The sequence below is a fragment of the Uliginosibacterium sangjuense genome (assembly GCF_059132465.1).
Genome location: NZ_CP101132.1, coordinates 4,325,987 through 4,347,601 on the forward strand (window position 1 = coordinate 4,325,987; position 21,615 = coordinate 4,347,601).

Consider the following 21,615-nt stretch of genomic DNA (forward strand, 5'->3'; position numbering starts at 1 on the left):
CCTGAGGCTTCAACGGCGATGCTCGATCAGCTTCCAGCCGTTCCCCGAAGGGTCGCGGAAACTCGCATCCACACTGCCGTAGCGGGCGATCGGCTCCTGCGTGAATTCGACGCCCAGAGCCAGCATGCGGGCATGGGCCTCGCGGCAGTCGTTCACGATCATGACCAGGGGCGGCATCGCGCCCTTGGCCACCAGCTCGCGCAGCGCCTGCGCGCTCGCCTCGTCGAGCATCGGCGGACCGGGCACGAACAGACCGAGCTGGAAATCCGGCTGCTCCGGGTGCTGCACCGTGAGCCAGCGGAAGGGGCCGTTCTGCACATCCGTGTGCACCCGGAACCCGAGTTTGTCGACATAGAAGCGCAAGGCTTCCTCCTGGTCCTGCACATACACACCGACGACCTGCACACCTTGATTCATGGGGCCTCCTTGATTGGCGCCGCATTGTGCGGGGCGCCCTCGCGACGGCGCTTCTCCAGAACTGCGGTCTTCAGGTCAGGTCGCTGGGCAGCGGCCACGAAGCAAGGCGGCACGCCCGCCAATGCATCGCGCATGCCTTGCAGGCGGGCGCGGCTTTCACCCGGCGTCTCGCCGGTGATGTCGCGAAAGGTACGGCCGAAAGTGCCCAGGCTGGACCAGCCCGCCTGCAGTGCGATGTCGGTAATGGGCAGGTCGGTGTCGCGCAGCAAGGCCAGTGCGCGCTCGATGCGGCGGGTCAGCAGATAACGATGCGGCGGCAGGCCAAAAGCCTGCTTGAAGGCGCGCGCGAAATGGGCCTCGGAAACGCCGCCCAGGCGCGCCAACCGACGCACCGGCCAATCCTCGTGCGAGGCGGCGTCCATCCTGTCCCTGGCGCGCAGCAGGCGGCGCAGCAGCCTGGGGGGCAGGCTGGCGGGGCGATCATTCATGGCTTCTCCGAGCGGGTCTCTCCCTGCCCAAAGTACACCGGAGCCCGTATCGGAGCAACGCCCCACGGCCGAAGCGATCCGTAGGGCGCCAATGCGTCCGGCAGGGTGGGCTCGGCGAGCCCACGCGTTTCGACGCACGCCCGTTATAAATCCGCGTGGGCACAGCGTGCCCACCCTACGTATTACTATCCTGGGGGGCGCCGGGACGCCTCCCGGATTCTGGCCGCGCAGCCGGTATCCGGGCTACCTGCTCGGCGCGCTCAGCCCCAGCCTTCCAGCACGATCTTGCCGCGTGCCTTGCCGGACTCCAGCAGCGCGTGGGCGCGGCGCAGGTTGTCGGCATTGATGGCGCCGAAGTGCTCGCCCAGGGTCGTGCGGATGACGCCGGCATCGACCAGCGAGGCCACGTCTTCGAGAATGCGATGCTGCGCGATCATGTCGGGCGTCTGGAAGATGGCGCGCGTGAACATCAGCTCCCAGTGCAGCGAGAGGGCCTTGCGCTTGAGCAGCTTGATGTCGAAGGGCGCGGGGTCGTCGATGAGGCCGAAGCGGCCCTGCGGCTTGAGGCTCTCCACGATCTCGGCGATGTGCTGGTCGGTCTGCGTCAGGCTCACCACGTAGTCGACCGGCGCCTGGCCGATGCGCTTGAGTTCGGCTGAGAGCGGCTGGCTGTGGTCGATGACGTGGTGCGCGCCCAGCTCGCGCACCCAGGCCTGCGTCTCCGGCCGCGACGCCGTGCCGATGACGGTCAGCCCAGTGAGGCGGCGCGCCAGTTGCACCAGGATGGAACCCACGCCACCGGCTGCGCCGACGATCAGCAGGCTTTGGCCCAGGCCCTTGCCGGGCGCGACTTCGAGGCGGTCGAACAGCATCTCCCAGGCGGTCAGCGCGGTCAGCGGCAATGCGGCCGCCTCCGCGTCCTTCAGCGAGGCGGGGGCATGACCGACGATGCGCTCATCCACCAGATGCAACTGGCTGTTGGCCCCGGGCCGCGTGATCGAACCGGCGTACCACACGCGCTCGCCGGGCTTGAACAGCGTGGCCTCCGGACCAACCGCACGCACGATGCCAACGGCATCCCAGCCGAGCACCTTGGTGTCGCCGGCCGGCGGGTTGGCGCTCTTGCGCACCTTGGTATCGACCGGGTTCACCGCGATGGCGCGCACCTCGACCAGCAGGTCGCGCCCACTGGGCAGCGGGTCCGGCAGGTTGAGGTCGAGCAGGGCTTCCGGGTTGTCTATGCCCAGACCGAACTGGGCGCTGGTGTAACCGATGGCTTTCATGGTCAGGACTCCTTCATGGATGTAGAGATGTATGGGCCAGATGCGCCTGGGTCGTCGTCCCTGCGCAGAGCCTGCCCTCGACCCGATCGGGGGCAGGGACCCAGTGGCGTTAGCGCACTCCTCCGGCCGCCTCGAAAGACGCTGGATTCCTGCCCCCGATCGGGTCGAGGGCGGGCTCTGCGCAGGAATGACGGCTGGGGAGGGAGCTGCGTCACGATGTCAGCGTGCCGCCTGCGCCGCACTGCCATGCGGCCCGGCACGCAGGTACTGGCGCGGCCAGGCGGTGGTCTGGTTCAACTCGCGCGCGGCACGCAGCGGCCAGTGCGGATCGCGCAGCAGCTCGCGCGCCAGCATCACCAGGTCGGCCTGGCCGGTGCGCACGATGTGGTCGGCTTGCTGGGCGCCGGTGATCAGGCCCACCGCGCTGCTGGCGATGCCGCCCTCGTGGCGCACGCGGCTGGCGAAGGCGGTCTGGTAGCCGGGGCCGATGGGCATCTGCGCCGTGGCCAGCATGCCGCCCGTGGTCACGTCGATCAGGTCGGCGCCCAGCGCCTTCAAGCGGGCCGCCAGCGCCACCGTCTCGTCCGGCGTCCAGCCGCCCGCCTCGGCCCAGTCGGTGGCCGACAGGCGCACGAACACCGGCAGGTTCTGCGGCCACACGGCACGCACCGCGGCCGTCACTTCCAGCACGAGGCGGATGCGGTTCTCGAAGCTGCCGCCGTACTCGTCGCTGCGCTGGTTGGCGATGGGCGACAGGAACTGATGCAGCAAGTAGCCATGCGCGGCATGCACCTCGGCAACCTCGAAACCGGCCGCCAGCGCACGGCGGGCGGCGGCGGTGAAATCGTCGATGACCTTGCGGATGCCCGCGGCATCCAGCGCCACTGGCAGCGGGTAGGTCTCCGAGAAGCGCACCGCCGAGGGCGCCACCGTCTGCCAGCCACCGTCTGCCGGCTTCACCTCGCCACTGCCCTTGCCGGGTGCGGCGGTGCTGGCCTTGCGCCCGGCGTGCGCAAGCTGGATGCCAGCCACGCTGCCCTGGGCGCGGATGAAACCGGTGATGCGCGACAGACTTTCGATGTGTGCATCGCTCCAGATCCCCAGGTCGTCGGGGCTGATGCGCCCCTCGGGGCTCACTGCCGTCGCCTCGGTGATGATGAGACCGGCGCCACCCAGCGCAAAGCTGCCGAGATGGACCAGATGGAAATCGGTGGCGAACCCGTCCTGCGAGGAATACATGCACATCGGCGACACGGCGATGCGGTTGGGCAGGCTCAGGCCACGCAGGGCAAGGGGAGAGAACAGATGCGACATGGGCGGCTTCCTTCAGCGAGCAAGATGGATCGGCAATCCGGCGGACCGGGTGGATGGACGCCATGATCCGCGCTTTCTGATTTGAGAAAAACCAGCGCAGAATGGGATCCATCTTCAAAAATTATTTGAAAGATGAAAGCCCTGCTCGACCTCGACATCTTCGTGCGCACGGTGGACAGCGGCAGCCTGTCGGCCACCGCGCGTGCGCTGGACCTCACCCCGGCCGCCGCCAGCGCGGCGCTCAAGCGCCTGGAGGCCGAGCTGCAGGCGCCGCTGTTCGTGCGCTCCACGCGCAGCCTGCGCCTCACCCACGAGGGCGAGCGCTTCCTCGCCTACTGCCGGGTCGCGCTGGACGCGCTGCGCGACGGCCAGGAAGCCCTCGCCAGCGGGCGCCAGCAGATCAAGGGCACGCTGCAGCTCGCCGCGCCCTCGGACCTCGGGCGCAACGCCCTGCTGGGCTGGCTCGACGAATTCCGCGTGATGTACCCCGAGGTGCGCTTCCGCCTGCAGCTCTCCGACCGCATGGCCGACCTCTACCGCCAGCCGGTCGACATCGCGATCCGCTACGGTGAGCCCAGCGAATCCAACCTGATCGCCCAGCCCCTGGCGCCCGACAACCGCCGCGTGCTGTGCGCGTCGCCCGACTACCTCGCGCGCCACGGCGTCCCCGCCTCGCCACAGGCGCTGAAGACGCGCGACTGCCTGTGCTTCATCACCGGCGACGAAGTGCACGACCGCTGGCGCTTCCGCCGTGGTGCCGAGCGCCTCAGCGTCAAGGTGCCGGCCAGCCAGGTCGCCAACGACGGCGACGTGGTGCGCCGCTGGGCCGTGGCCGGCCAGGGCATCGCCTACAAGTCGCGGCTCGACATCGTCGGCGAGCTCGCCACCGGCCGCCTCGTCCCGCTCTGCCAGGACTGGGAGGGCGAGCCCGCGCCGCTCTACCTCATGTGCGCCGACCGCCGCCTGCTGACGCCGGCCGTGGGCCTGCTGCGCGACTTCCTGCGCGCGCGCTGCGCCAGCGTCAGCCGCTGAGATGGCCTTCCACCGACGCCCACACTTGCGTTTGCACAAGTTGTCACGGAACACAGAAGCTGAGCGCTAAAGTTTCGCTTGAGGGTGTCGTCGCAAGGCAGTGGTAAGCGGGAATTCGAGTCCGTCGAGGCAACCCGTCACCTCCACGTCACCGCTGCCTTTCCCCCTCCGACGGGTGCGGCCACACACACCTGATTGGGTCCTGATGCAGCTTCACGTTCCAACCATGTTCATCGTCATCATCGCGATGAGCATCACGCTCTTCCTCGCCATCGGCTGGGTCACCCCGCGCGACGACCAGAACGGTCTGCGCCCGCTGACCTACGCCCTCGGGCTGCACGCCGTGGGCTACATCCTGCTGGCCTTGCGGGGGGCGATTCCCGACGTCCTGTCCATCTGGTGCGCCAACGTCCTCGTCACCAGCGCGCTGGCCCTGCTGATCCACGCCGTCGGCATCGCGCAGCGGCGGCGCGTGCCACGCACCGCACTATGGGGGCCGATCATCGTGGTCGGCGTGGGCTTTGCGGTCTTCATCGACCAGCTCACCGCACGCTTCCTGATCGCTGGCGGCGTGCTGGTCGTGCAGGAAATCCTGCTGCTCGCCTACCTCATCACCGGGCGGCGGCGCGTCGTCGGCCGCAGTCAGTACCTGCTGATCGCCGGCACCAGCCTGAGCCTGTTCGCCCTGTTCTTCCGCGACGCGGTCCTCATGCTGGGCATCGAGCAGATCAGCAATTTCCAGCAGGCCACGCCCTCGCAGACCCTGGTCTACCTCAGCGCCTTCATCTCGCTCAACCTGGTGAGCATCGGCTTCGTGCTGATGAGCAAGGAACAGGCAGACGAACAAATGCGCCTGATGGCGATGAAAGACCGCCTCACCGGCTGCTGGAACCGCGCCGGCATCGAACACGACGCGCAGCGCGAGATACTCCGGCTGCGCCGCTACAACACCCCGGTCTCGCTGCTCCTGCTCGACCTCGACCACTTCAAGGCAATCAACGACACGCACGGCCATGCGCGCGGCGACGAGGTGCTCCAACGTTTCGCCGAACGCGTGGCGGCGCTGATCCGCGAGACCGACCGGCTGGGCCGCTGGGGTGGCGAGGAGTTCGTCGTGCTGCTGCCCTCCACCGGCTTCGCCGACGCCATGGAGCTGGGCGAACGCATCCGCCGCGACATCGCGCAGCAGCTCAGCATCGAAGGCCAGGCGGTGACCGCCAGCATCGGCGTCGCCTCCTGCGTCACCAACGAGCGCTGGACCGACTGGCTGAACCGCGCCGACGTCGCGCTGTATCGCGCCAAGGAACTGGGCCGCAACCGGGTGGAAGGCGACGCGCCGTATCACGTCGGCAGCGATCCGGCGCAGCCCGGCGTACTACGACTGCACTGGAGCCCGCAGTACCAGCTCGGCCATGCCGCACTCGACGCCGACCACGAACAGCTCTTCGGCCATGCCAACGCCCTGCTGAGCGCGGTGCTGAACAAGGCCCCCCCGTTCGAGCAGGAAGCCTGCCTGCTCGAATTCCTCAACCATATGAAGCAGCACATGAGCCGCGAGGAAGACATCCTGCGCACCATCGACGCCGAGGCTGCCGAACACCATATCGTCCTCCACCGCAATCTGGTGGAGCGCGCCACCTGGCTGAGCGAGCGCTTTCTGGCCGGACGACTCGACGCGCAGGATCTGCTGCACTTCGTGGTCTACGAGTTCACCATCCAACACCTGCTGATCGACGACCAGGGCTTCGCCCCTTACCTCCCCACCCGCGCGGCCGAGCCCGGCTAAGCCGCCCCCCGCCTCAATCCCAGTACGGCTCAGGCCCGAAGCGCGCCAGCAGGTAGTCGATGAAGGCGCGCACCTTGAGCGGCAGGTGGCGGTTAGGCAGGTACACCGCGTACAGGAAGCGGTCGACCGGCAGGTAACCCGGCAGCACCTCGACCAGTTGCCCGCTCTGCAGCGCCTGGCCGGCGATGAAGGTGGGCAGCATCGCCAGGCCCAGCCCGCCGACCACGGCGGCGGTGAGCGCCTCGTCGTCGTTGATGCGCAGCGTGCCGCCGACCGGGATCGCCTGCTTGCCGTCCGGCCCCTGCAGGTGCCACACGCCCTCGCTCTGATACGTGTAGTCCAGGCAGTTGTGCGCCGACAGCGCCTGCGGCGTGGTCGGGGTGCCGCGCCGCGCAAGGTAGGCCGGGCTGGCGCAGATCTTCCGGCGGATCGGCGCGATGCGCCGCGCCACCAGGTTCGGGCTGGGCTCCGCGATGATGCGCAGCGCCAGGTCGTAACCCTCTTCCACCAGGTCGACCAGGCGGTCGCTGATGGTCATGTCCACCTTCAGGTCGGGGTGCTGCAGCATGAAGTCCGGCAGGGCAGACGCCACATGCAGGGTGCCAAAGGCCACCGAGGTGCTGATGCGCAGCGTGCCGCGCGGCTCCTGGTGCAGACGGTTGACCGTGTCGTCGGCCAGGGCCAGCTCGTCGAGGATGCGCTCGCAATGCTCGTAGTAGGCGCCGCCCACCTCGGTGAGGCTCAGGCGGCGCGTGCTGCGCTGGAGCAGGCGCACGCCCAGCGCCGCCTCCAGCCGCGCCACCGCCTTGCTGATATGCGATTTCGACACGCCCAACTGCAGCGCCGCGGCCGAGAAGCTCTTCGACTTCACCACCTGGGCGAACAGCAGCATGTCCTTCACGTCCGGCATTTCACAAGCCCAATCGTTTCCATTTGGAAACAGTATTGTGCCCCGTACCCGGCTTATCAAGCCACGCCCTGCCTCCTATGATCTGGCCATCCCCTTACGCGCGGAGCGTCAACCACTTTAAAAAGAGGCATATATGCAGGACCAAGACCTAATTCTCAGCGATCACGATTTCTCCAGACTCATGGCCATGCCCTTGTCCGACGATCTACGGGCCGAGCTGGACCGCGCCATTGTTGTCCCCAAGAAATCAATCTCGCGCCAGGTCGTGACCCTGCATGCCCGCGTGGAATACCGCGACGAAGCCAGCGGCGACTGCCGCGGCGTCGAGATCGTGCTGCCCGAGGAAGCCGACCCCGCACGAGGCCGCGTGTCGGTGCTGGCCCCGGTGGGCGCCGCGCTGATCGGCCTCAGCGTGGGGCAGGACATCGTCTGGGCCTTCCCCGACGGCAGCCTGCGCCGGCTGACGGTGCTCGACGTCTTCCCTGCGCCGCGCCATTGAGTGGCTGTTCGTGAGCTCTCGTGTGTCATTCAAACCCCTCCCCATCCCTCCCCTTACGAAGGGGAGGGAGCCCGCCCGCGCCCCAATGGAGTCTCCTCCCCTTTAAAAGGGGAGGCTGGGAGGGGTTCTGTCGCATATCGGTACGCGAACCACGACAAACCAGCGCTCGCAAACAGTCTCTAAACACCCCCTAAGCCCACTTTTCCACCCACGCGCCGGCCGCCGCCCACTCGGTGCGCAGCCGTGCCGGAGCCTTGCCGTGCGTCACACTTCCGCCGCCTTCCTCGCCCACGTCGCCCTCCACCATCCGCAACAGCCGGAATTCCTGCAGGCCGTCAGCGAAGTCATCGAGAGCATCTGGCCCTTTCTCGGCAGCCACCCCGAGTACCGCGAGCACGCGCTGCTCGAACGCCTGGTCGAGGCCGAGCGCATCATCAGCTTCCGCGTCTGCTGGACCGACGACCAGGGCCAGGTGCGCGTCAATCGCGGCTACCGCGTGCAGCACTCCTCCGCCATCGGGCCCTACAAGGGCGGGCTGCGCTTCCACCCCACGGTGAATCTCTCGATCCTCAAGTTCCTCGCCTTCGAGCAGACCTTCAAGAACGCGCTGACCACACTGCACATGGGCGGCGCCAAGGGCGGCGCCGACTTCGACCCCAAGGGCAAGAGCCCGGCCGAGGTGATGCGCTTCTGCCAGGCCTTCATGACCGAGCTGCACCGCCACATCGGCGCCGACACCGACGTGCCGGCCGGCGACATCGGCGTCGGCGGCCGCGAGGTCGGCTACATGGTCGGCATGATGAAAAAGCTCAGCAACCGCAGCGACTGCGTGTTCACCGGCAAGGGCGTGCACCTCGGCGGCTCGCTGATCCGCCCCGAAGCCACCGGCTACGGCACCGTCTACTTCGCCGAGCAGATGCTCAAGCGCCGTGGCATGGCGCTGGAGGGCATGCGCGTCGGCGTCTCCGGCGCCGGCAACGTCGCCCAGTACGCGGTCGAGAAAGCCATGGAGCTGGGCGCGCGCGTCATCACCGTGTCCGACTCCGGCGGCACCGTGTACGACGAAGAGGGCTTCACCCCCAAGAAACTCGCCGCGCTGATGGAAGTGAAGAACCGCCTGCAAGGCCGGCTCGACGAATACGCCCTGCGCGTCGGCGCGCGCTACCTGCACGGCGCCCGCCCCTGGCAGATCGCCATGGACGTGGCCCTGCCCTGCGCCACCCAGAACGAACTCGACCGCGACGACGCCCGCGCCCTGCTGCGCAACGGCGTGCGCTGCGTCGCCGAGGGCGCCAACATGCCCACCACCGCCGAGGCCGCCCACCTGTTCGAAGAGCACGACGTGCTCTACGCCCCCGGCAAGGCCAGCAACGCCGGCGGCGTCGCCACCTCCGGCCTGGAGATGAGCCAGAACGCAATGCGCCTGTCATGGACACGCGACGAGGTCGACCAGCGCCTGCGCAAGATCATGCTCAGCATCCACGACGAATGCGCCACCTACGGCGCCATCAGCGGCAGCCGCATCAGCTACACCAAGGGCGCCAACATCGCCGGCTTCGTGCGCGTCGCCGACGCCATGCTCGCCCAGGGCGTGGTCTAAGAAGCTGTCCACGACCTTTCGTTTGTCATAAAACCCCTCCCCAACCCTCCCCTTGACAGGGGAGGGAGGTCGATTCGGCCCGATCTGAGGCGCCCCTCCCCTGACAAGGGGAGGTCGGGAGGGGTTGAAGTCCGGCGTTTCCATGGCGTGCGAAAGATCATGAACAGCCGTAACACACCCACCGCGCACGCCCCAACCACACTCCCCTAGCCCCACCGGGGAGAGGGGCCGGGGGAGAGGGGAACACCCGCCCAGAAGGCGAACCACCCACCCACCCCCACCACGTCATTCCCGCGCAGAGCCTGCCCCCGACTCGAACGGGGGCGGGAATCCAGCGACTTTCTCCCCTCGCACGAACCCACCCCAAAGCCACTGGGTCCCTGCCCACGCAGGGACGGCGGCGCTCCCCTCGCCCCGCAGGGGAGAGGGGCTGGGGGAGAGGGGAACGCCTGCCCCACCTCCCCAAAAGGGCAAACCCACTCCACCGCCTTCACACGCACTCCCCGCGGACGCATCATGCTGCGCATACCAGCGGCATGCGAAGCGCGCAGCCCGTCCGAACCCGGACTACATGCTCCTCATCCCACGGTTTCCGTCTCGCCGGCGAGGCCAAGACGATTGATTCAAAACAAGAACTTGAGAGGCTGCGCTTTTTTATCGGACAGTTTTTCCCGACACTTTGTCCTCTACTTAACGTTGGCTCTCTCAAATGGTAATCACACCAAGGCGCGTAATTTCAATTGTTCTGGAACGCAAAGCGAATAAGTCCAAGTTCCAGTTTTACGATACACCACTTCAAATGTGGATGTTTTTTATTTCTCTCGGCTTCTCAGCCGCTGGCGCGGCTGTGGCGTTAGCTACCTACTATTGGGAAAACAAGAACGTTGCTTTGGTGGCCATAGTTTTGTTACTTGTAGGTGCAATCTTTGCGATGCTCTATCAGCTCGCCGCCGCCATTCCAGAGCTTAGCAAGCTTCGAAATATAGAGAAGGAAATTTCATCACCATTGCTTAAAGAGTTCGACGACGATTTAGACTTGCTGAACGATCTATGCGACTTCAAGATTCATCACCTAGATTACGCCCGTGCAAACTACAGCCGTATGGCTGCTCAACTCAGGGAGCGCTTAGGTCTGTTGGTTGGGGCAATTGATAAGGTAGGAATTATTCCGGTAGCAGTAACAAGCTACATGGCCTATCTGAAGGCAGCCAAAGATGGGCTGCTTGCATTCGGCGGCCTGGAATGGCTTGCGATATCGTTTCTTTTTCTTTATATCCTTGCAATTCGCATGAGTACAGTTGCACAGTGGATGGAAAAATCGCTGAAATATATAAAGCAGCCATTGATTTAAAGAAATCAAAAGATGACTCGTCGAGCTAACCACTCAGTCAAGAGGGGCTGCACACAAGCTTCGCTTGTGGGTACCCTTCGCGGCTTTGCCGCTGCGGTGGCCCCTCACGTCAAACGTTAGAACTCAGAAGAGGCAACGACTCCAATGCGCTTCAGGAACCTAGCTCGGTGGACTTCCGATGGAGCCCTCGATGGTCTCAAATTTTTTGCACAGCGCCTGGATGAACTCCTCTTTGACTACACGCTCGACTCATACAAGCCGTCCGCGCTAAATGCCCCCTTCTTAGCGAAAGAGGCGCTGACACTAATATCCGATATAGAGAATGAGAACATCGAGTACCCGACTCTGGCCCATGTGCTGGACGAACTCGTGTGGTCTGTTAAGAACGATAAGGTCGCCAAATCTCTTCTTGATACCGACATTGGCTACTATACAGCGATTGCAAATGAAGCCGAACTCACTTCGCTCAAACTGCGCCTGGAAGTTCTCGATAGAACACTAAACCCACCGCGTTATCTCAATGCAGTATTCGATGCGCTTGAAGAGAAAATTACTGCAGTGGAAAAGAAGGCAATAGATGCGTTAGCGAGAACCCTGATAACTACTCTAATAAACTCCCAAGTATCAAAGCAACACCTATACAACTCGGTACTTCAGAATTTTTTCCAAGAAGGACCGAAAATCACCGACCTATCAGGACTCCGCCCGTTCTTGGATTCTTTGATTCCAAAGGTGCATCGATTTGACGTTCTTTTACTAACAAGCGACAACATAAGGTCTGTCGCGACTTCAATTGAAGCATTTCAACTGAAAATGCCTGAAGAAATTTCTGAAAAGCTCAGAAATGTCACTCAGGAACACGCTTTTGAACCGACAGACGAAGAGACATATGTTCTGGCGACAGCCATCAGAGCCCATGATGTTTATAGCGCAAGGCAACTTGCGATTCGGAACTTGGACAATCTCAGTGACCTACTGTCTCTGTTTCAACATCGAAGCAGAATTACTTGGCGTCGTGAAACAGTTGTTGCCCAGAACTGCTGCACCGAGGAGGTTCGATGGGTTACTCCGCCAACAGGGCCTATGGAGAAGGCTTCAGACCTGCGCCCAGAAAAGGCAGCCAAAGAACTGAATGCTTTTCTAAAGTCGTTCTCAGCGAAGGGAATGAGCTTCCGAAAGTTCAATCGTGTAGCAGACATCCACGGCATCTGTATCAATCACGACATAATCGAAAATCAACTGGTAAATCTTTGGACAGCATTGGAAACTTTGGCACCTTCGCACTCAGGTGGGTCAAAGATATCGAATGTCACAACCTCTGCTCTTCCCTTCCTCCTACACACATATGTGGACCGATTGGTACAGCAACTCGCATATGACCTAACGAACTGGGATAAATGGCGTGCGAAGAAACTTTTCAACAAGGTGCCGTGCGATCCTAAGACATCTCTAAAAGGTAAGTGTCTTCGTTTGTTGTGCTTGAACGAGAATGAGGCGCTTCGCGACCAACTCTACGCGCAGCTCAAGGATTTTCATCTCCTTCGTCATCGCGCGTTCCAGCTTAGTGAGAAGCTTTCGGATCGCAAAAAAATACAACAATTAATAGAAGACCACGAAAAGAAGGTCGCCTGGCAGATTCGGCGAATTTACCGCGCCAGAAATCTAATCGTTCACTCCGGTCGAACTCCACCGCCATATGTCGACACACTTGTTGAAAACGGCCACGCGTACCTTGACTTGATCGTCTTTGAAGTGATGAAAATATCTTGCGGAGAATACAGCGCAAGCACTCTTGAGCAAGTCTTTGAGATAGGAAAGATTCAATATCAGGCCTTTACTCGGCAACTCGCTGAGCATGAGCCATTGTCATCGGCGAACTGTGACTTTCTCCTTGCGCCCCAGCATAGCCAAATGGGCATTCTGAGAGAACAAGGCACATTGAGTTCTAACCCCTCCGTCAACCCGGACGCGCCGCGATGAAGCAGCGTCTCGCCGGTTACGTAGAACGTTGGGCGTCATACAGGGAGCGCGCATGAGCCTGCTTCACGAAATCCAAGCCGCAGTGCTCCGAGATGGATCGGACCTCGGGCCAATACTTCTCAAACTTCGGCTCTTGGCTGCTCGCATCGGCAGCCAACCCCTTGCGGAGTGGGTGCGGCACGAGTCAGAGGGATATCCGAAGGACGCGGAACTCCCAGACTACCGATTTATTCCAGTTAGCTACACAGCCAATTTTTCTGGCCCGTTTGGGTCCGGAATCCAAAACGCGCCTATTTCACCGTATTTGGTAAAGAAATTCGCCGGAGAGCATTGGGTTCGCTATGGAATGCGGGAGAGCATCGCAGCTGTGGACGACTTGCTAGGCAACGCACAGAACGGTGGTCATTTAGGTATAAATGCTGCCGATCTAATCCTTATGCTTCAAGGGAAGGTCTATGCGGACTACGCCTGCAATTCCGTCACTGGCAGCATTTCTCGCTCATCACTTGCCTCAATTCGGCACGCAGTGCGCAGTCGCGTGCTCGAACTGACGATCGAACTTGAGAAGTCTGTACCCGATGCTGCGGCTGTAGCTATAGGCCCTGCCGCTTTGCCATCTGTGCCGAGCGCAGCTACAGCAACTCAAATTGCCCAACAGATCATCTATGGCAACTTCACCTCAATCGCCGCCACCGGCGACGGGGCAACAATCCAAGTCGCTGTGGCACCACATGATGCAAAGAGCTTGAGCGAGTTTTTGATTAGCTCTGGTATGGAGGAGGAAGACGCCCAAGAACTGGCTCGTCTGGCCGCTTCAGAAACACCAGAGAGCAACGAAGAGCCCATGGGTCCTCTGGTTCGTAACTGGCTTCTTGAGAATTTAAAAAAGGCTGCGGCTGGTAGTTGGAAAATGGGTGTAGCTGTAGCCACGGGTGTGGTCAAAGAAGCATTACTCAAGTACTACGGTCTCAAGTAAAAGATACAGCACGTAAGGCGCAGTAACCAAATGGCATTGCGCTGCACCGTGTTCGCGGCACGGCATTCGGCGCAATCCGCTACGCTCATTGCGCCCTAATTGATTGCTAAGAAATTTCTTCTCGAGCAAGACAACTTCCGCCATGGACATCCCCCGCATCTTCAACATCACCGAAAGCGCGCACCGCATCCATAACCCGATTACGCCCGACAAGCTCGCCACGCTGGGCGCGGCGCTGCGTCTGGCGCCGGGGGCGCGGGTGCTGGATCTGGGCAGTGGTTCGGGGGAGATGTTGTGCACCTGGGCGCGCGATCACGGCATCACCGGCACCGGCGTCGACATGAGCAGCGTGTTCTCCGAACAGGCGAAGCGCCGCGCGCGGGAGCTGGGTGTCGCGGACCGCGTGAGGTTCATCCATGGCGACGCGGCGGGCTACGTCGCCGAGGAGCAGGTCGACGTGGCCGCCTGCGTGGGTGCCACCTGGATTGCCGGGGGCGTGGCCGGGACGGCCGCGCTGCTGGCACGCAGCCTGCGCGCGGGCGGCATCATTCTCATCGGCGAACCCTTCTGGCGACAGTTGCCACCGACGGAAGCGGTGGCCCAGGGCTGCCTGGCCAGTTCGATTGCGGACTTTCTGCTGCTGCCCGAGCTGCTCGCCTCTTTCGACCAGCTCGGCTACGACGTGGTGGAAATGGTGCTGGCCGATCAGGATGGCTGGGACCGGTACGAAGCGGCCAAGTGGCTCACCATGCGCCGCTGGCTTGAGGCGAATCCGGACGATGAGCTGGCGGCAGAGTTGCGGGCCAAGCTGCGTTCGGAGCCCGCGCGCTACGCGGCTTACACGCGGGAATATCTGGGCTGGGGCGTGTTCGCGCTGATGCCGCGCTGAGCGGGGCGCGAGCGTTCGGCGCACTTCGCTACGCGCATTGCGCACTGCTGGCATTTTTCACCCAAGGCGTTTTGCGATGAGAGCCTCTTCCATGACTGACGGCAGCTCAACGATGGATGCGTGCACCAAACCGCCAACGGCCTTCAATCCAATTCGTGGTCGATAATCGGGCCATTCCGTCGAGACAGACCACCCACACACTGCGTTTGTGGCGGCCCCTTCGCAACTTCGCCGCGACGGCGAACACTCACGTCAAACATTCGGAATCATGAAATCACGTATCTGGCTATCCGGTCTTCTGTTTGCTTGGGGCAACGCCGCCTTGGCTCAGGACTGTTATCTGCTGACCTGCGGCAATGAATACTACTGCGAAGTCATGCCCCCTCGTTTGCTTGCATCGCTGCCCGCAGGCCTTGAGATCAAATCCATCCGTGGCTACACCAAGCTTGCCATTCGAGGCGAGGCGGCTATTGCAGAGTGCAAACCCGCTGAGCGCCTCCCAAACGTCGTATCTGCAGATCAAGCGAGCTTGTACGGAGCGATCCAGCTCAAGGGCACGCTTAAGGTTTCAGGCATCCTGCGGTTTGAGCCCAATGACGGCGGAGAACTCGAGTTCAGGCCCGCGAAGGAGTCTTTTGTAGGCACCGGAAAGTTCTTCAAGGAGAACTTCAACCGCATCAAGTTGGATGGGGCGCAGCCGCCCGTTCGCGTCACCCCGCCATCGAGCCTGGCCAAAGCAGACTGTTGGCAAGTAAGCGCCACAGCGGAGCTCTCCGACTTCTCGGTCGTGATTGGAGATTCGTCTTCCGCAGGGGCGTATGCGCAGCGAGCAAGAATTACCAACCTTGGTCGTTTTAATCAGTGCAAGTGGGGCGGCGAATGATGCGTCGTCTCAAGCTTGAAGTGCAACGCTAAGCAGGCCTCCCGGTGAACCTCCCTGGGGCCTGAACTGAAGCGCTTCGTCACTGAAATTAATCTGGCCAGGAAGATGCTGGAGATTGGTTTGCGGGACGGCATCCAGGACGGAAAGCTCGGTTACGAACCCATTCAATGCACATCATGTGGAAGAACGATTTCCACGAAAGACCTGTCCTGCATCTACTGCGGGGCACAGAGTGAAAGGAAGGCGAAGATCATCTTCGGGTGATCGGGCGCGCCCCAAGACTGTATGCGCCAAGCAGACCCATCAAGAGAGCAAGTTGTAAATTGAAAGGCAGTGCAATGCGAAGTGAAGAGATCAAGGCCGTCTTCGACAGCCAGGCGGCGGGCTATGACAAGCAGTGGGCGCGCATGGCGCCGGTGCGGGAGGGCTTGTATTTCCTGCTGGATGCGGTGTTCTCGGGTTTGCCGGAGGAGGCGCGCATTCTCTGTGTCGGTGCGGGCACGGGCATCGAGATGTCGTACCTGGCCAAGACCTTTCCTGGCTGGCGATTCACCGCGGTGGAACCCTCGGGCCCGATGCTGGAGCTGTGCCGGCAGCGGGCCAGCGATGAGGGCTTTGCGGCGCGTTGCGATTTTCACGAGGGCTATCTTGATTCCCTGCCGGCCAGCGAGCCGTATGACGGAGCCACCTGTTTCCTGGTGTCGCAGTTCATTCTTGAGCGGGAGGCGCGCATCCAGTTCTTCCGTGGCATCGCGGAGCGACTGGTGGCGGGCGGCGTGCTCGCCAGTTCCGATCTCGCGGCGGACGTGAGCGCCGCCACGTACCAGGACCTCCTGCGCGTGTGGATTCAACTGATGTCCTCTTCCGGGGTGCAGACGGAGGTTGTGGAGAGGACGCGGGCGGCCTATGCCAAGGACGTGGGCATCCTCCCGCCGGCGGATATCGCCGCCCTGATCACGGCCGCGGGGTTTGCGTCCTCGACCCAGTTCTATCAGTCCGGCCTGATGCATGCCTGGTTCTCCAGGCGCGCGGGGAACGCGGGGAGCTAGTCTCGGCGCGTCCGCCGGCTTGCGCTTGTCGCGGTGCTTGTCAGGCCGCGTCAGGCCGAGCGGTGCGTGCGGTATTCCGGCAGATCCGCCAGCCCGGCCTTGAGCGCCTCGACCAGCAGGCGCACCTTGGGCAGCGGGTAGCGGCGCTGGGGCGACACGGCCCACACGGCAGTGTCGGCGGGCTGGTGGGCGTCGAGCAGGGAGACGAGTTCGCCACGGCGCAGGGCGTCGAGCACGTAGTAATCAGGCAACTGGCACAGGCCGAGGCCGCGCAGGGCGGCGTCGAGCACGGCCTGGCCGCTGTTGCAGCGCCAGTTGCCGGCGGGTTTGAAGGGCTGCTCGCGGCCGTCCTGGCGGAACAGCCAGGTGTCGGCGGTGCCGATCAGGCAGTTGTGGCCGGCGAGTTCCGACAGCGAATGCGGGCGGCCGTAGCGTTCGAGGTAGGCCGGCGCCGCACACAGGTAGAGCGCACGCGGCGCAATGCGGCTGGCGACGAGGCTGGAGTTCTCCAGCCGGCCGAGGCGGATCGCCAGGTCGAAGCCTTCGTGCACGAGGTCCATCACGCGGTTGCTGAGTTCGATCTCGACGCGCAGTTGCGGGTGCTGCGCCATGAAGGCATTGACGATGGGCACGATGAAGCGCTCGCCGTAGGCCACGGCCGCCGTCATGCGCAGCAGGCCGGTGGGCGCGCGATGCAGGTCGGTGATGGCGAGGAAGGCTTCGTCGCGTTCCTCGATCAGGCGCTGGCAGCGGGCGAAGAAGGTCTGCCCGGCTTCGGTGAGCGAGACCTTGCGGGTGGTGCGGTAGAGCAGGCGCGCCTGCAGGCGCTCTTCGAGCAGCGCGACCTGGCGGCTCACATGCGAGGTCGACAGGCGCAGGCGCTCGGCCGCGCGCGAGAAGCTCGCGCACTCGACCACCGCCACGAATTCGTCCAACCCTTCCCAGCGATTCATGCGCCCCCCGCGTCCCCGACAATTATCCCTTGGCAACAACAGTCTTTCTCCACCTCGCGGATTATCCCCCAGCATCCTTCAATTAGACTCGCCCTCACACTGACACCCCACAGGAGACGCCCCATGTCCGCCACCACCATCAAGTCCCGCGCCGCGGTTGCCTTTGGCCCCGGCGAAGCCCTGAAGATCGTTGAAGTGGATGTGGCCCCGCCGCAGAAAGGCGAGGTGCGTGTGCGCATCGTGGCCACCGGCGTATGCCATACGGATGCCTTCACGCTGTCGGGCGACGACCCGGAGGGCATCTTCCCGGCCATCCTGGGCCACGAGGGCGGCGGCATCGTCGAGGCGGTGGGCGAAGGCGTCACCTCGCTGGCCGTGGGCGACCACGTGATTCCGCTGTACACGGCCGAGTGCCGCGAGTGCAAGTTCTGCAAATCGGGCAAGACCAATCTGTGCCAGGCGGTGCGCGCCACCCAGGGCAAGGGGCTGATGCCGGACGGCACGACGCGCTTCTCCTACCAGGGCCAGCCGATCTACCACTACATGGGCTGCTCGACCTTCTCGGAATACACCGTGCTGCCCGAAATCTCGCTCGCCAAGATTCCGCAGGATGCGCCGCTGGACAAGGTGTGCCTGCTGGGCTGCGGCGTCACCACCGGCATCGGCGCGGTGCTCAACACGGCCAAGGTCACGGCGGGCTCCACGGTGGCGATCTTCGGCCTCGGCGGCATCGGGCTGGCTGCGATCATCGGCGCGACGATGGCCAAGGCGGCCCGCATCATCGCGATCGACATCAACCCGGCGAAGTTCGAGATCGCCAAGCAACTGGGCGCGACCGACTTCGTGAACCCCAAGGATTTCGAGCGGCCGATCCAGGAAGTTATCGTGGAGATGACCGATGGCGGCGTGGACTACTCCTTCGAGTGCGTCGGCAATGTGAAGCTGATGCGCGCTGCGCTGGAGTGCTGTCACAAGGGCTGGGGCGAGTCGACGATCATCGGTGTCGCCGGTGCCGGGCAGGAAATCAGCACCCGCCCGTTCCAGTTGGTGACCGGCCGCGTGTGGCGCGGCTCGGCCTTCGGTGGGGTGCGCGGCCGTACCGAACTGCCCAGCTATGTGAAGAAGGCGCAGAGCGGCGAGATTCCGCTGGACGTGTTCATCACCCACAACATGCCGCTGGCCGAGATCAACGAAGCCTTCCACCTGATGCACGAGGGCAAGAGCATCCGCACGGTCATCCACTTCTGAGCGGCGCACCATGAGCCTCGAAAACATCGCCTGCAACAAGAGCTTCGGCGGCTGGCACAAGCGCTACCGCCATCGCTCGGCCACGCTCGGCTGCGACATGGTGTTCGCCATCTACCTGCCGCCGCAGGCCGAGCTGGGCAAGCCGCTGCCGGTGCTGTACTGGTTGTCTGGCCTGACCTGCACGGATGAGAACTTCATGCAGAAGGCCGGCGCGCAGCGCTTCGCCGCCGAGCTGGGGATCATCATCGTGGCGCCGGACACCAGCCCGCGTGGTGCCGAAGTGCCCGGCGACCCGGACGGCGCCTGGGACTTCGGCCACGGCGCCGGCTTCTACCTGAACGCCACCGAAGCGCCATGGAGCACGCACTACCGCATGCACGACTACGTGGTGCATGAGCTGCCGGCGCTGATCGAGGCGAACTTCCCGGCCTCGGATGCCCGCAGCATCGCCGGCCACTCGATGGGTGGGCACGGCGCGCTGGTGTGCGCGCTGCGCAACCCGGGCCGCTACCGCGCGGTGTCGGCCTTCGCGCCGATCAGCCAGCCCACCACCTGCCCCTGGGGCGAGAAGGCCTTCAGCCGCTACCTGGGGGCGGACCGCAGCACTTGGCGCGAGTGGGATGCCAGCCTGCTGCTCGCCCGCGCCACCGAGCGCCTGCCCATGCTGATCGACCAGGGCGACCGCGACAGCTTTCTCGACGTGCAGCTCAGGCCCGAACTGCTGCAGGCCGCCGCCAGCGCTGTCGGCTACCCGCTGACGCTGCGCCTGCAGCCCGGCTATGACCATAGCTACTACTTCATCGCCAGCTTCATAGACGAGCACCTGCGCTTCCACGCCCGCGCGCTGGGTTGAGCGGGCTGGCGCCACCGCGAGAGGGATCTGCTAAGGTCTGATGAACCGACGCGGACCTCTCCCATGCCCAGCACCGACCTCAGCGCCCTGCACGATCTGCTCACCAGCCAGCCCGTCGCCGCGCTGGCCACCCTGCACCAGGGCGAGCCGGCGGTGTCGATGGTGCCTTTTGCCTGCTTGCCGGACGGCCGCTGCGTCATCCATGTGAGCGGGCTGGCCACCCACACGCAGGACATGCTGACGCAGCCGGCGGTGAGCCTGCTGGTGACCGCGCCGCTGACGCCCGAGGTGTCGCCGCTGGCGCTGCCGCGCGCCAGCCTGCGCGGCGTGGCGCGACCTTGCCCGCCCGAGGCAGCGGAGTACGCGACGGCGCGCGCAGCCTATCTGGCGCGCCTGCCAGAGAGCGAGCAACTGTTTTCGTTCGGGGATTTCTCGCTGTTCCTGATCGAGGTGAGTGCGGTGCGCTACGTGGCTGGCTTCGGCCGCGCGCACTCGCTGAGCGCCAGCCAGTTCGCCGCGCTGATGCGCGACGGCGAAGCGGCGCCAGGCTAGGAGGCAGATCGTGTCAGTCATGCCAGATGATTTTCAGGAAGGGGGCTGCACCTGCGGCCAGGTGCGTTACCGCCTGCTCGATGCGCCCCTGTTCGTGAACTGCTGCCACTGCACTTGGTGCCAGCGCGAGACCGGCTCGGCCTTCGCCATCAACGCGCTGATCGAGCGTGACCGGCTCGAACTGCTGCGTGGCGAAGTGCAGCGCGTGCTGCTGCCCTCGGCCAGCGGCAAGGGGCAGTGGGTGGCGCGTTGCCCGCATTGCCTGGTGGCGCTGTGGAGCCACTACGGCGGCTCGGGCCCGTTCGTGTGCTTCGTGCGCGTGGGCACGCTGGACCTGCCGGACCGTTCGCCACCCGACATCCATATCTTCACCACGACGAAACAAGCCTGGGTGATGCTGCCACCCGATACGCCGGCCATGCCGGAGTACTACGATCTGCGCGCGCACTGGCCGGCGACCAGCCTGGCGCGGCTGGAGGCGGTGAAGCCGCAGGTCCGTGCGTGGCGCGCGGGCGGCGGCCACTGGGAAAGCTGAGGCGCCTGCCCTTCCGTCCGCGCCATCGTCACGAACGCGGCGCAGCGGCGCGGCTATGCTTGTTGCGGTCTGCCCACAGGGAGTCATCCATGAAAGTGCTGATGTTCTACGAACTGGCCGCCGACGGGCTGGCCAAGGTGCAGGAGAACTACCCCGCCCACATGGCGCACATCCAGGCCTTCCACCAACGCGGGGTACTGCTGATGGTCGGCCCCTATGGCAACCCACCGCAAGGCGCACTGGGCATCTTCACCAGCCAGGAAGCGGCCGAGGAATTCTCGCGCAACGACCCCTTCGTGCTGAATGGCGTAGTCGGCAAGGTCACGCTGCATCCGTGGGCAGAGGTGCTGGCGAGCGACCCACCCGCCCAGGAGCAGCCATGATCTCGCTGGAATTCCTGCTCACCTCGCTGGTGGTGGTGCTGATTCCCGGCACCGGTGTGATCTACACGGTGTCGACCGGCCTCACCCAGGGGCGGCGCGCCAGCGTGTATGCCGCGCTGGGCTGCACCGCCGGCATCCTGCCGCACCTGGCCGCCACGGTGCTGGGGCTGGCGGCGCTGCTGCACACCAGCGCGCTGGCCTTCCAGGTGCTGAAGTATGCGGGCGTGGCCTATCTGTTCTACGTGGCCTGGGCCACCTGGCGCGAGCGCAGCGCCTTCGCCGTGGATGAAACTACGGCAGGGCGCGCCCGGCAGCGGGCGCCGGCGCTGATGCTCAAGGCCTTCCTGCTGAACATCCTGAACCCCAAGCTGACCCTCTTCTTCCTCGCCTTCCTGCCGCAGTTCGTGGCGCCGGACGCGGCGCACCCGCTGCTGCACCTGCTGCTGCTGAGCGCGGTGTTCATGGCGATGACCTTCGCGGTGTTCGTGCTGTATGGCTGCGTGGCGCATGCCTTCCGCCACCATGTAATCGAATCGGCGCGGGTGCAGGCCTGGCTGCGCCACGGCTTCGCGGCGGCCTTCGCCGCGCTGGGCGCGCGCCTGGCCCTGAGCGAGAAATGAACATGCACGCCGGC

22 protein-coding genes are annotated in these 21,615 nt (G+C 64.1%); 16 read left to right on the top strand and 6 right to left on the bottom strand.

Translation table 11 applies throughout. The annotated features are described in order from the left end of the window. Positions 1-9: 9 nt before the first annotated feature. The 4 genes from NMB43_RS20025 to NMB43_RS20040 all read right to left on the bottom strand — a co-directional run bounded on the left by NMB43_RS20025 (position 10) and on the right by NMB43_RS20040 (position 3,502). Positions 10-417, bottom strand: a complete 408-nt coding sequence (locus tag NMB43_RS20025; RefSeq protein ID WP_494349941.1) for a VOC family protein — start codon at positions 415-417, stop codon at positions 10-12. Next, positions 414-905 carry a helix-turn-helix transcriptional regulator gene (locus NMB43_RS20030; RefSeq protein ID WP_494349942.1) on the bottom strand — a complete coding sequence of 164 codons (492 nt, stop codon included), beginning with the start codon at positions 903-905 and terminating at the stop codon, positions 414-416. The genes NMB43_RS20025 and NMB43_RS20030 overlap by 4 nt, the downstream gene beginning before the upstream one ends. A 260-nt stretch (positions 906-1,165) precedes the next feature. Continuing rightward, positions 1,166-2,188 (bottom strand): zinc-binding alcohol dehydrogenase family protein, encoded by a 1,023-nt coding sequence (locus tag NMB43_RS20035; RefSeq protein WP_494349943.1) that lies wholly within the window; start codon positions 2,186-2,188, stop codon positions 1,166-1,168. 219 nt (positions 2,189-2,407) lie between these two features. Beyond that, positions 2,408-3,502, bottom strand: coding sequence for an NADH:flavin oxidoreductase/NADH oxidase (locus NMB43_RS20040; RefSeq protein WP_494349944.1), 1,095 nt, complete (start codon positions 3,500-3,502; stop codon positions 2,408-2,410). A gap of 132 nt (positions 3,503-3,634) precedes the next feature. Between NMB43_RS20040 and NMB43_RS20045 the strand changes: the two genes are divergently transcribed. After that, entirely contained in the window at positions 3,635-4,534 is a 900-nt protein-coding gene (locus tag NMB43_RS20045) for a LysR family transcriptional regulator (protein WP_494349945.1), read from the top strand. Positions 4,535-4,760: 226 nt separating this feature from the next. Further along, positions 4,761-6,320, top strand: coding sequence for a diguanylate cyclase (locus NMB43_RS20050; protein WP_494349946.1), 1,560 nt, complete (start codon positions 4,761-4,763; stop codon positions 6,318-6,320). A 13-nt stretch (positions 6,321-6,333) separates the two neighbouring features. Here the strand turns inward: NMB43_RS20050 and NMB43_RS20055 are convergent, their stop codons facing one another. Beyond that, on the bottom strand, positions 6,334-7,230 hold the full coding sequence (locus NMB43_RS20055; protein ID WP_494349947.1) for a LysR family transcriptional regulator: 897 nt from the start codon (positions 7,228-7,230) through the stop codon (positions 6,334-6,336). A 187-nt stretch (positions 7,231-7,417) separates the two neighbouring features. Here NMB43_RS20055 and rnk point away from each other — a divergent pair, with 187 nt between their 5' ends. The 8 genes from rnk to NMB43_RS20095 all read left to right on the top strand — a co-directional run bounded on the left by rnk (position 7,418) and on the right by NMB43_RS20095 (position 16,457). Beyond that, positions 7,418-7,729, top strand: coding sequence for a nucleoside diphosphate kinase regulator (rnk, locus tag NMB43_RS20060; RefSeq protein WP_494349948.1), 312 nt, complete (start codon positions 7,418-7,420; stop codon positions 7,727-7,729). A 259-nt stretch (positions 7,730-7,988) separates the two neighbouring features. After that, a complete protein-coding gene (gdhA, locus tag NMB43_RS20065; protein WP_494349949.1) occupies positions 7,989-9,329 on the top strand; it encodes an NADP-specific glutamate dehydrogenase in 1,341 nt (446 codons plus the stop codon). Between the two features lie 709 nt (positions 9,330-10,038). Further along, entirely contained in the window at positions 10,039-10,680 is a 642-nt protein-coding gene (locus tag NMB43_RS20070) for a hypothetical protein (protein ID WP_494349950.1), read from the top strand. 144 nt (positions 10,681-10,824) lie between these two features. After that, positions 10,825-12,660, top strand: a complete 1,836-nt coding sequence (locus NMB43_RS20075; RefSeq protein ID WP_494349951.1) for a hypothetical protein — start codon at positions 10,825-10,827, stop codon at positions 12,658-12,660. A 52-nt stretch (positions 12,661-12,712) separates the two neighbouring features. Continuing rightward, positions 12,713-13,636 (top strand): AbiTii domain-containing protein, encoded by a 924-nt coding sequence (locus NMB43_RS20080; protein WP_494349952.1) that lies wholly within the window; start codon positions 12,713-12,715, stop codon positions 13,634-13,636. A gap of 142 nt (positions 13,637-13,778) precedes the next feature. Next, complete coding sequence (locus NMB43_RS20085; protein ID WP_494349953.1) at positions 13,779-14,525, top strand: SAM-dependent methyltransferase; 747 nt, start codon at positions 13,779-13,781, stop codon at positions 14,523-14,525. Positions 14,526-14,793: 268 nt separating this feature from the next. After that, on the top strand, positions 14,794-15,408 hold the full coding sequence (locus tag NMB43_RS20090; RefSeq protein WP_494349954.1) for a hypothetical protein: 615 nt from the start codon (positions 14,794-14,796) through the stop codon (positions 15,406-15,408). A 338-nt stretch (positions 15,409-15,746) separates the two neighbouring features. Beyond that, entirely contained in the window at positions 15,747-16,457 is a 711-nt protein-coding gene (locus NMB43_RS20095; RefSeq protein WP_494349955.1) for a class I SAM-dependent methyltransferase, read from the top strand. A 50-nt stretch (positions 16,458-16,507) separates the two neighbouring features. On the opposite strand, the gene NMB43_RS20100 is transcribed toward NMB43_RS20095, so the two are convergent. Continuing rightward, positions 16,508-17,410 (bottom strand): LysR family transcriptional regulator, encoded by a 903-nt coding sequence (locus NMB43_RS20100; RefSeq protein ID WP_494349956.1) that lies wholly within the window; start codon positions 17,408-17,410, stop codon positions 16,508-16,510. A 123-nt stretch (positions 17,411-17,533) separates the two neighbouring features. Between NMB43_RS20100 and NMB43_RS20105 the strand changes: the two genes are divergently transcribed. The 6 genes from NMB43_RS20105 (at position 17,534) to NMB43_RS20130 (ending at position 21,601) form a co-directional block, all read left to right on the top strand. Further along, complete coding sequence (locus NMB43_RS20105) at positions 17,534-18,658, top strand: S-(hydroxymethyl)glutathione dehydrogenase/class III alcohol dehydrogenase (protein ID WP_494349957.1); 1,125 nt, start codon at positions 17,534-17,536, stop codon at positions 18,656-18,658. Between the two features lie 10 nt (positions 18,659-18,668). Further along, the gene (fghA, locus tag NMB43_RS20110; RefSeq protein WP_494349958.1) at positions 18,669-19,511 is read left to right on the top strand and encodes an S-formylglutathione hydrolase; all 843 of its coding nucleotides are present in this window, start codon (positions 18,669-18,671) and stop codon (positions 19,509-19,511) included. Between the two features lie 63 nt (positions 19,512-19,574). Continuing rightward, the gene (locus NMB43_RS20115) at positions 19,575-20,063 is read left to right on the top strand and encodes a pyridoxamine 5'-phosphate oxidase family protein (RefSeq protein WP_494349959.1); all 489 of its coding nucleotides are present in this window, start codon (positions 19,575-19,577) and stop codon (positions 20,061-20,063) included. Positions 20,064-20,082: 19 nt separating this feature from the next. Then, positions 20,083-20,598, top strand: coding sequence for a GFA family protein (locus NMB43_RS20120; RefSeq protein ID WP_494352173.1), 516 nt, complete (start codon positions 20,083-20,085; stop codon positions 20,596-20,598). 89 nt (positions 20,599-20,687) lie between these two features. After that, positions 20,688-20,981, top strand: coding sequence for a YciI family protein (locus tag NMB43_RS20125; RefSeq protein WP_494349960.1), 294 nt, complete (start codon positions 20,688-20,690; stop codon positions 20,979-20,981). Next, the gene (locus NMB43_RS20130) at positions 20,978-21,601 is read left to right on the top strand and encodes a LysE family translocator (protein ID WP_494349961.1); all 624 of its coding nucleotides are present in this window, start codon (positions 20,978-20,980) and stop codon (positions 21,599-21,601) included. The genes NMB43_RS20125 and NMB43_RS20130 overlap by 4 nt, the downstream gene beginning before the upstream one ends. Positions 21,602-21,615: the final 14 nt, after the last annotated feature.

Excerpts from the sequence above, each read along its gene's own strand:
- NMB43_RS20030 (WP_494349942.1), bottom strand. The coding sequence starts at position 905 with ATGAATGATCGCCCCGCCAGCCTGCCCCCCAGGCTGCTGCGCCGCCTG.
- NMB43_RS20080 (WP_494349952.1), top strand. The coding sequence starts at position 12,713 with ATGAGCCTGCTTCACGAAATCCAAGCCGCAGTGCTCCGAGATGGATCG.
- NMB43_RS20130 (WP_494349961.1), top strand. The coding sequence starts at position 20,978 with ATGATCTCGCTGGAATTCCTGCTCACCTCGCTGGTGGTGGTGCTGATT.
- NMB43_RS20105 (WP_494349957.1), top strand. The coding sequence starts at position 17,534 with ATGTCCGCCACCACCATCAAGTCCCGCGCCGCGGTTGCCTTTGGCCCC.
- NMB43_RS20115 (WP_494349959.1), top strand. The coding sequence starts at position 19,575 with ATGCCCAGCACCGACCTCAGCGCCCTGCACGATCTGCTCACCAGCCAG.
- NMB43_RS20100 (WP_494349956.1), bottom strand. The coding sequence starts at position 17,410 with ATGAATCGCTGGGAAGGGTTGGACGAATTCGTGGCGGTGGTCGAGTGC.
- NMB43_RS20025 (WP_494349941.1), bottom strand. The coding sequence starts at position 417 with ATGAATCAAGGTGTGCAGGTCGTCGGTGTGTATGTGCAGGACCAGGAG.
- NMB43_RS20050 (WP_494349946.1), top strand. The coding sequence starts at position 4,761 with ATGTTCATCGTCATCATCGCGATGAGCATCACGCTCTTCCTCGCCATC.
- NMB43_RS20125 (WP_494349960.1), top strand. The coding sequence starts at position 20,688 with ATGAAAGTGCTGATGTTCTACGAACTGGCCGCCGACGGGCTGGCCAAG.
- fghA (WP_494349958.1), top strand. The coding sequence starts at position 18,669 with ATGAGCCTCGAAAACATCGCCTGCAACAAGAGCTTCGGCGGCTGGCAC.
- NMB43_RS20055 (WP_494349947.1), bottom strand. The coding sequence starts at position 7,230 with ATGCCGGACGTGAAGGACATGCTGCTGTTCGCCCAGGTGGTGAAGTCG.
- NMB43_RS20090 (WP_494349954.1), top strand. The coding sequence starts at position 14,794 with ATGAAATCACGTATCTGGCTATCCGGTCTTCTGTTTGCTTGGGGCAAC.
- NMB43_RS20075 (WP_494349951.1), top strand. The coding sequence starts at position 10,825 with ATGCGCTTCAGGAACCTAGCTCGGTGGACTTCCGATGGAGCCCTCGAT.
- NMB43_RS20035 (WP_494349943.1), bottom strand. The coding sequence starts at position 2,188 with ATGAAAGCCATCGGTTACACCAGCGCCCAGTTCGGTCTGGGCATAGAC.
- NMB43_RS20095 (WP_494349955.1), top strand. The coding sequence starts at position 15,747 with ATGCGAAGTGAAGAGATCAAGGCCGTCTTCGACAGCCAGGCGGCGGGC.
- rnk (WP_494349948.1), top strand. The coding sequence starts at position 7,418 with ATGCCCTTGTCCGACGATCTACGGGCCGAGCTGGACCGCGCCATTGTT.
- NMB43_RS20085 (WP_494349953.1), top strand. The coding sequence starts at position 13,779 with ATGGACATCCCCCGCATCTTCAACATCACCGAAAGCGCGCACCGCATC.
- NMB43_RS20045 (WP_494349945.1), top strand. The coding sequence starts at position 3,635 with ATGAAAGCCCTGCTCGACCTCGACATCTTCGTGCGCACGGTGGACAGC.
- NMB43_RS20120 (WP_494352173.1), top strand. The coding sequence starts at position 20,083 with ATGCCAGATGATTTTCAGGAAGGGGGCTGCACCTGCGGCCAGGTGCGT.
- NMB43_RS20040 (WP_494349944.1), bottom strand. The coding sequence starts at position 3,502 with ATGTCGCATCTGTTCTCTCCCCTTGCCCTGCGTGGCCTGAGCCTGCCC.
- NMB43_RS20070 (WP_494349950.1), top strand. The coding sequence starts at position 10,039 with ATGGTAATCACACCAAGGCGCGTAATTTCAATTGTTCTGGAACGCAAA.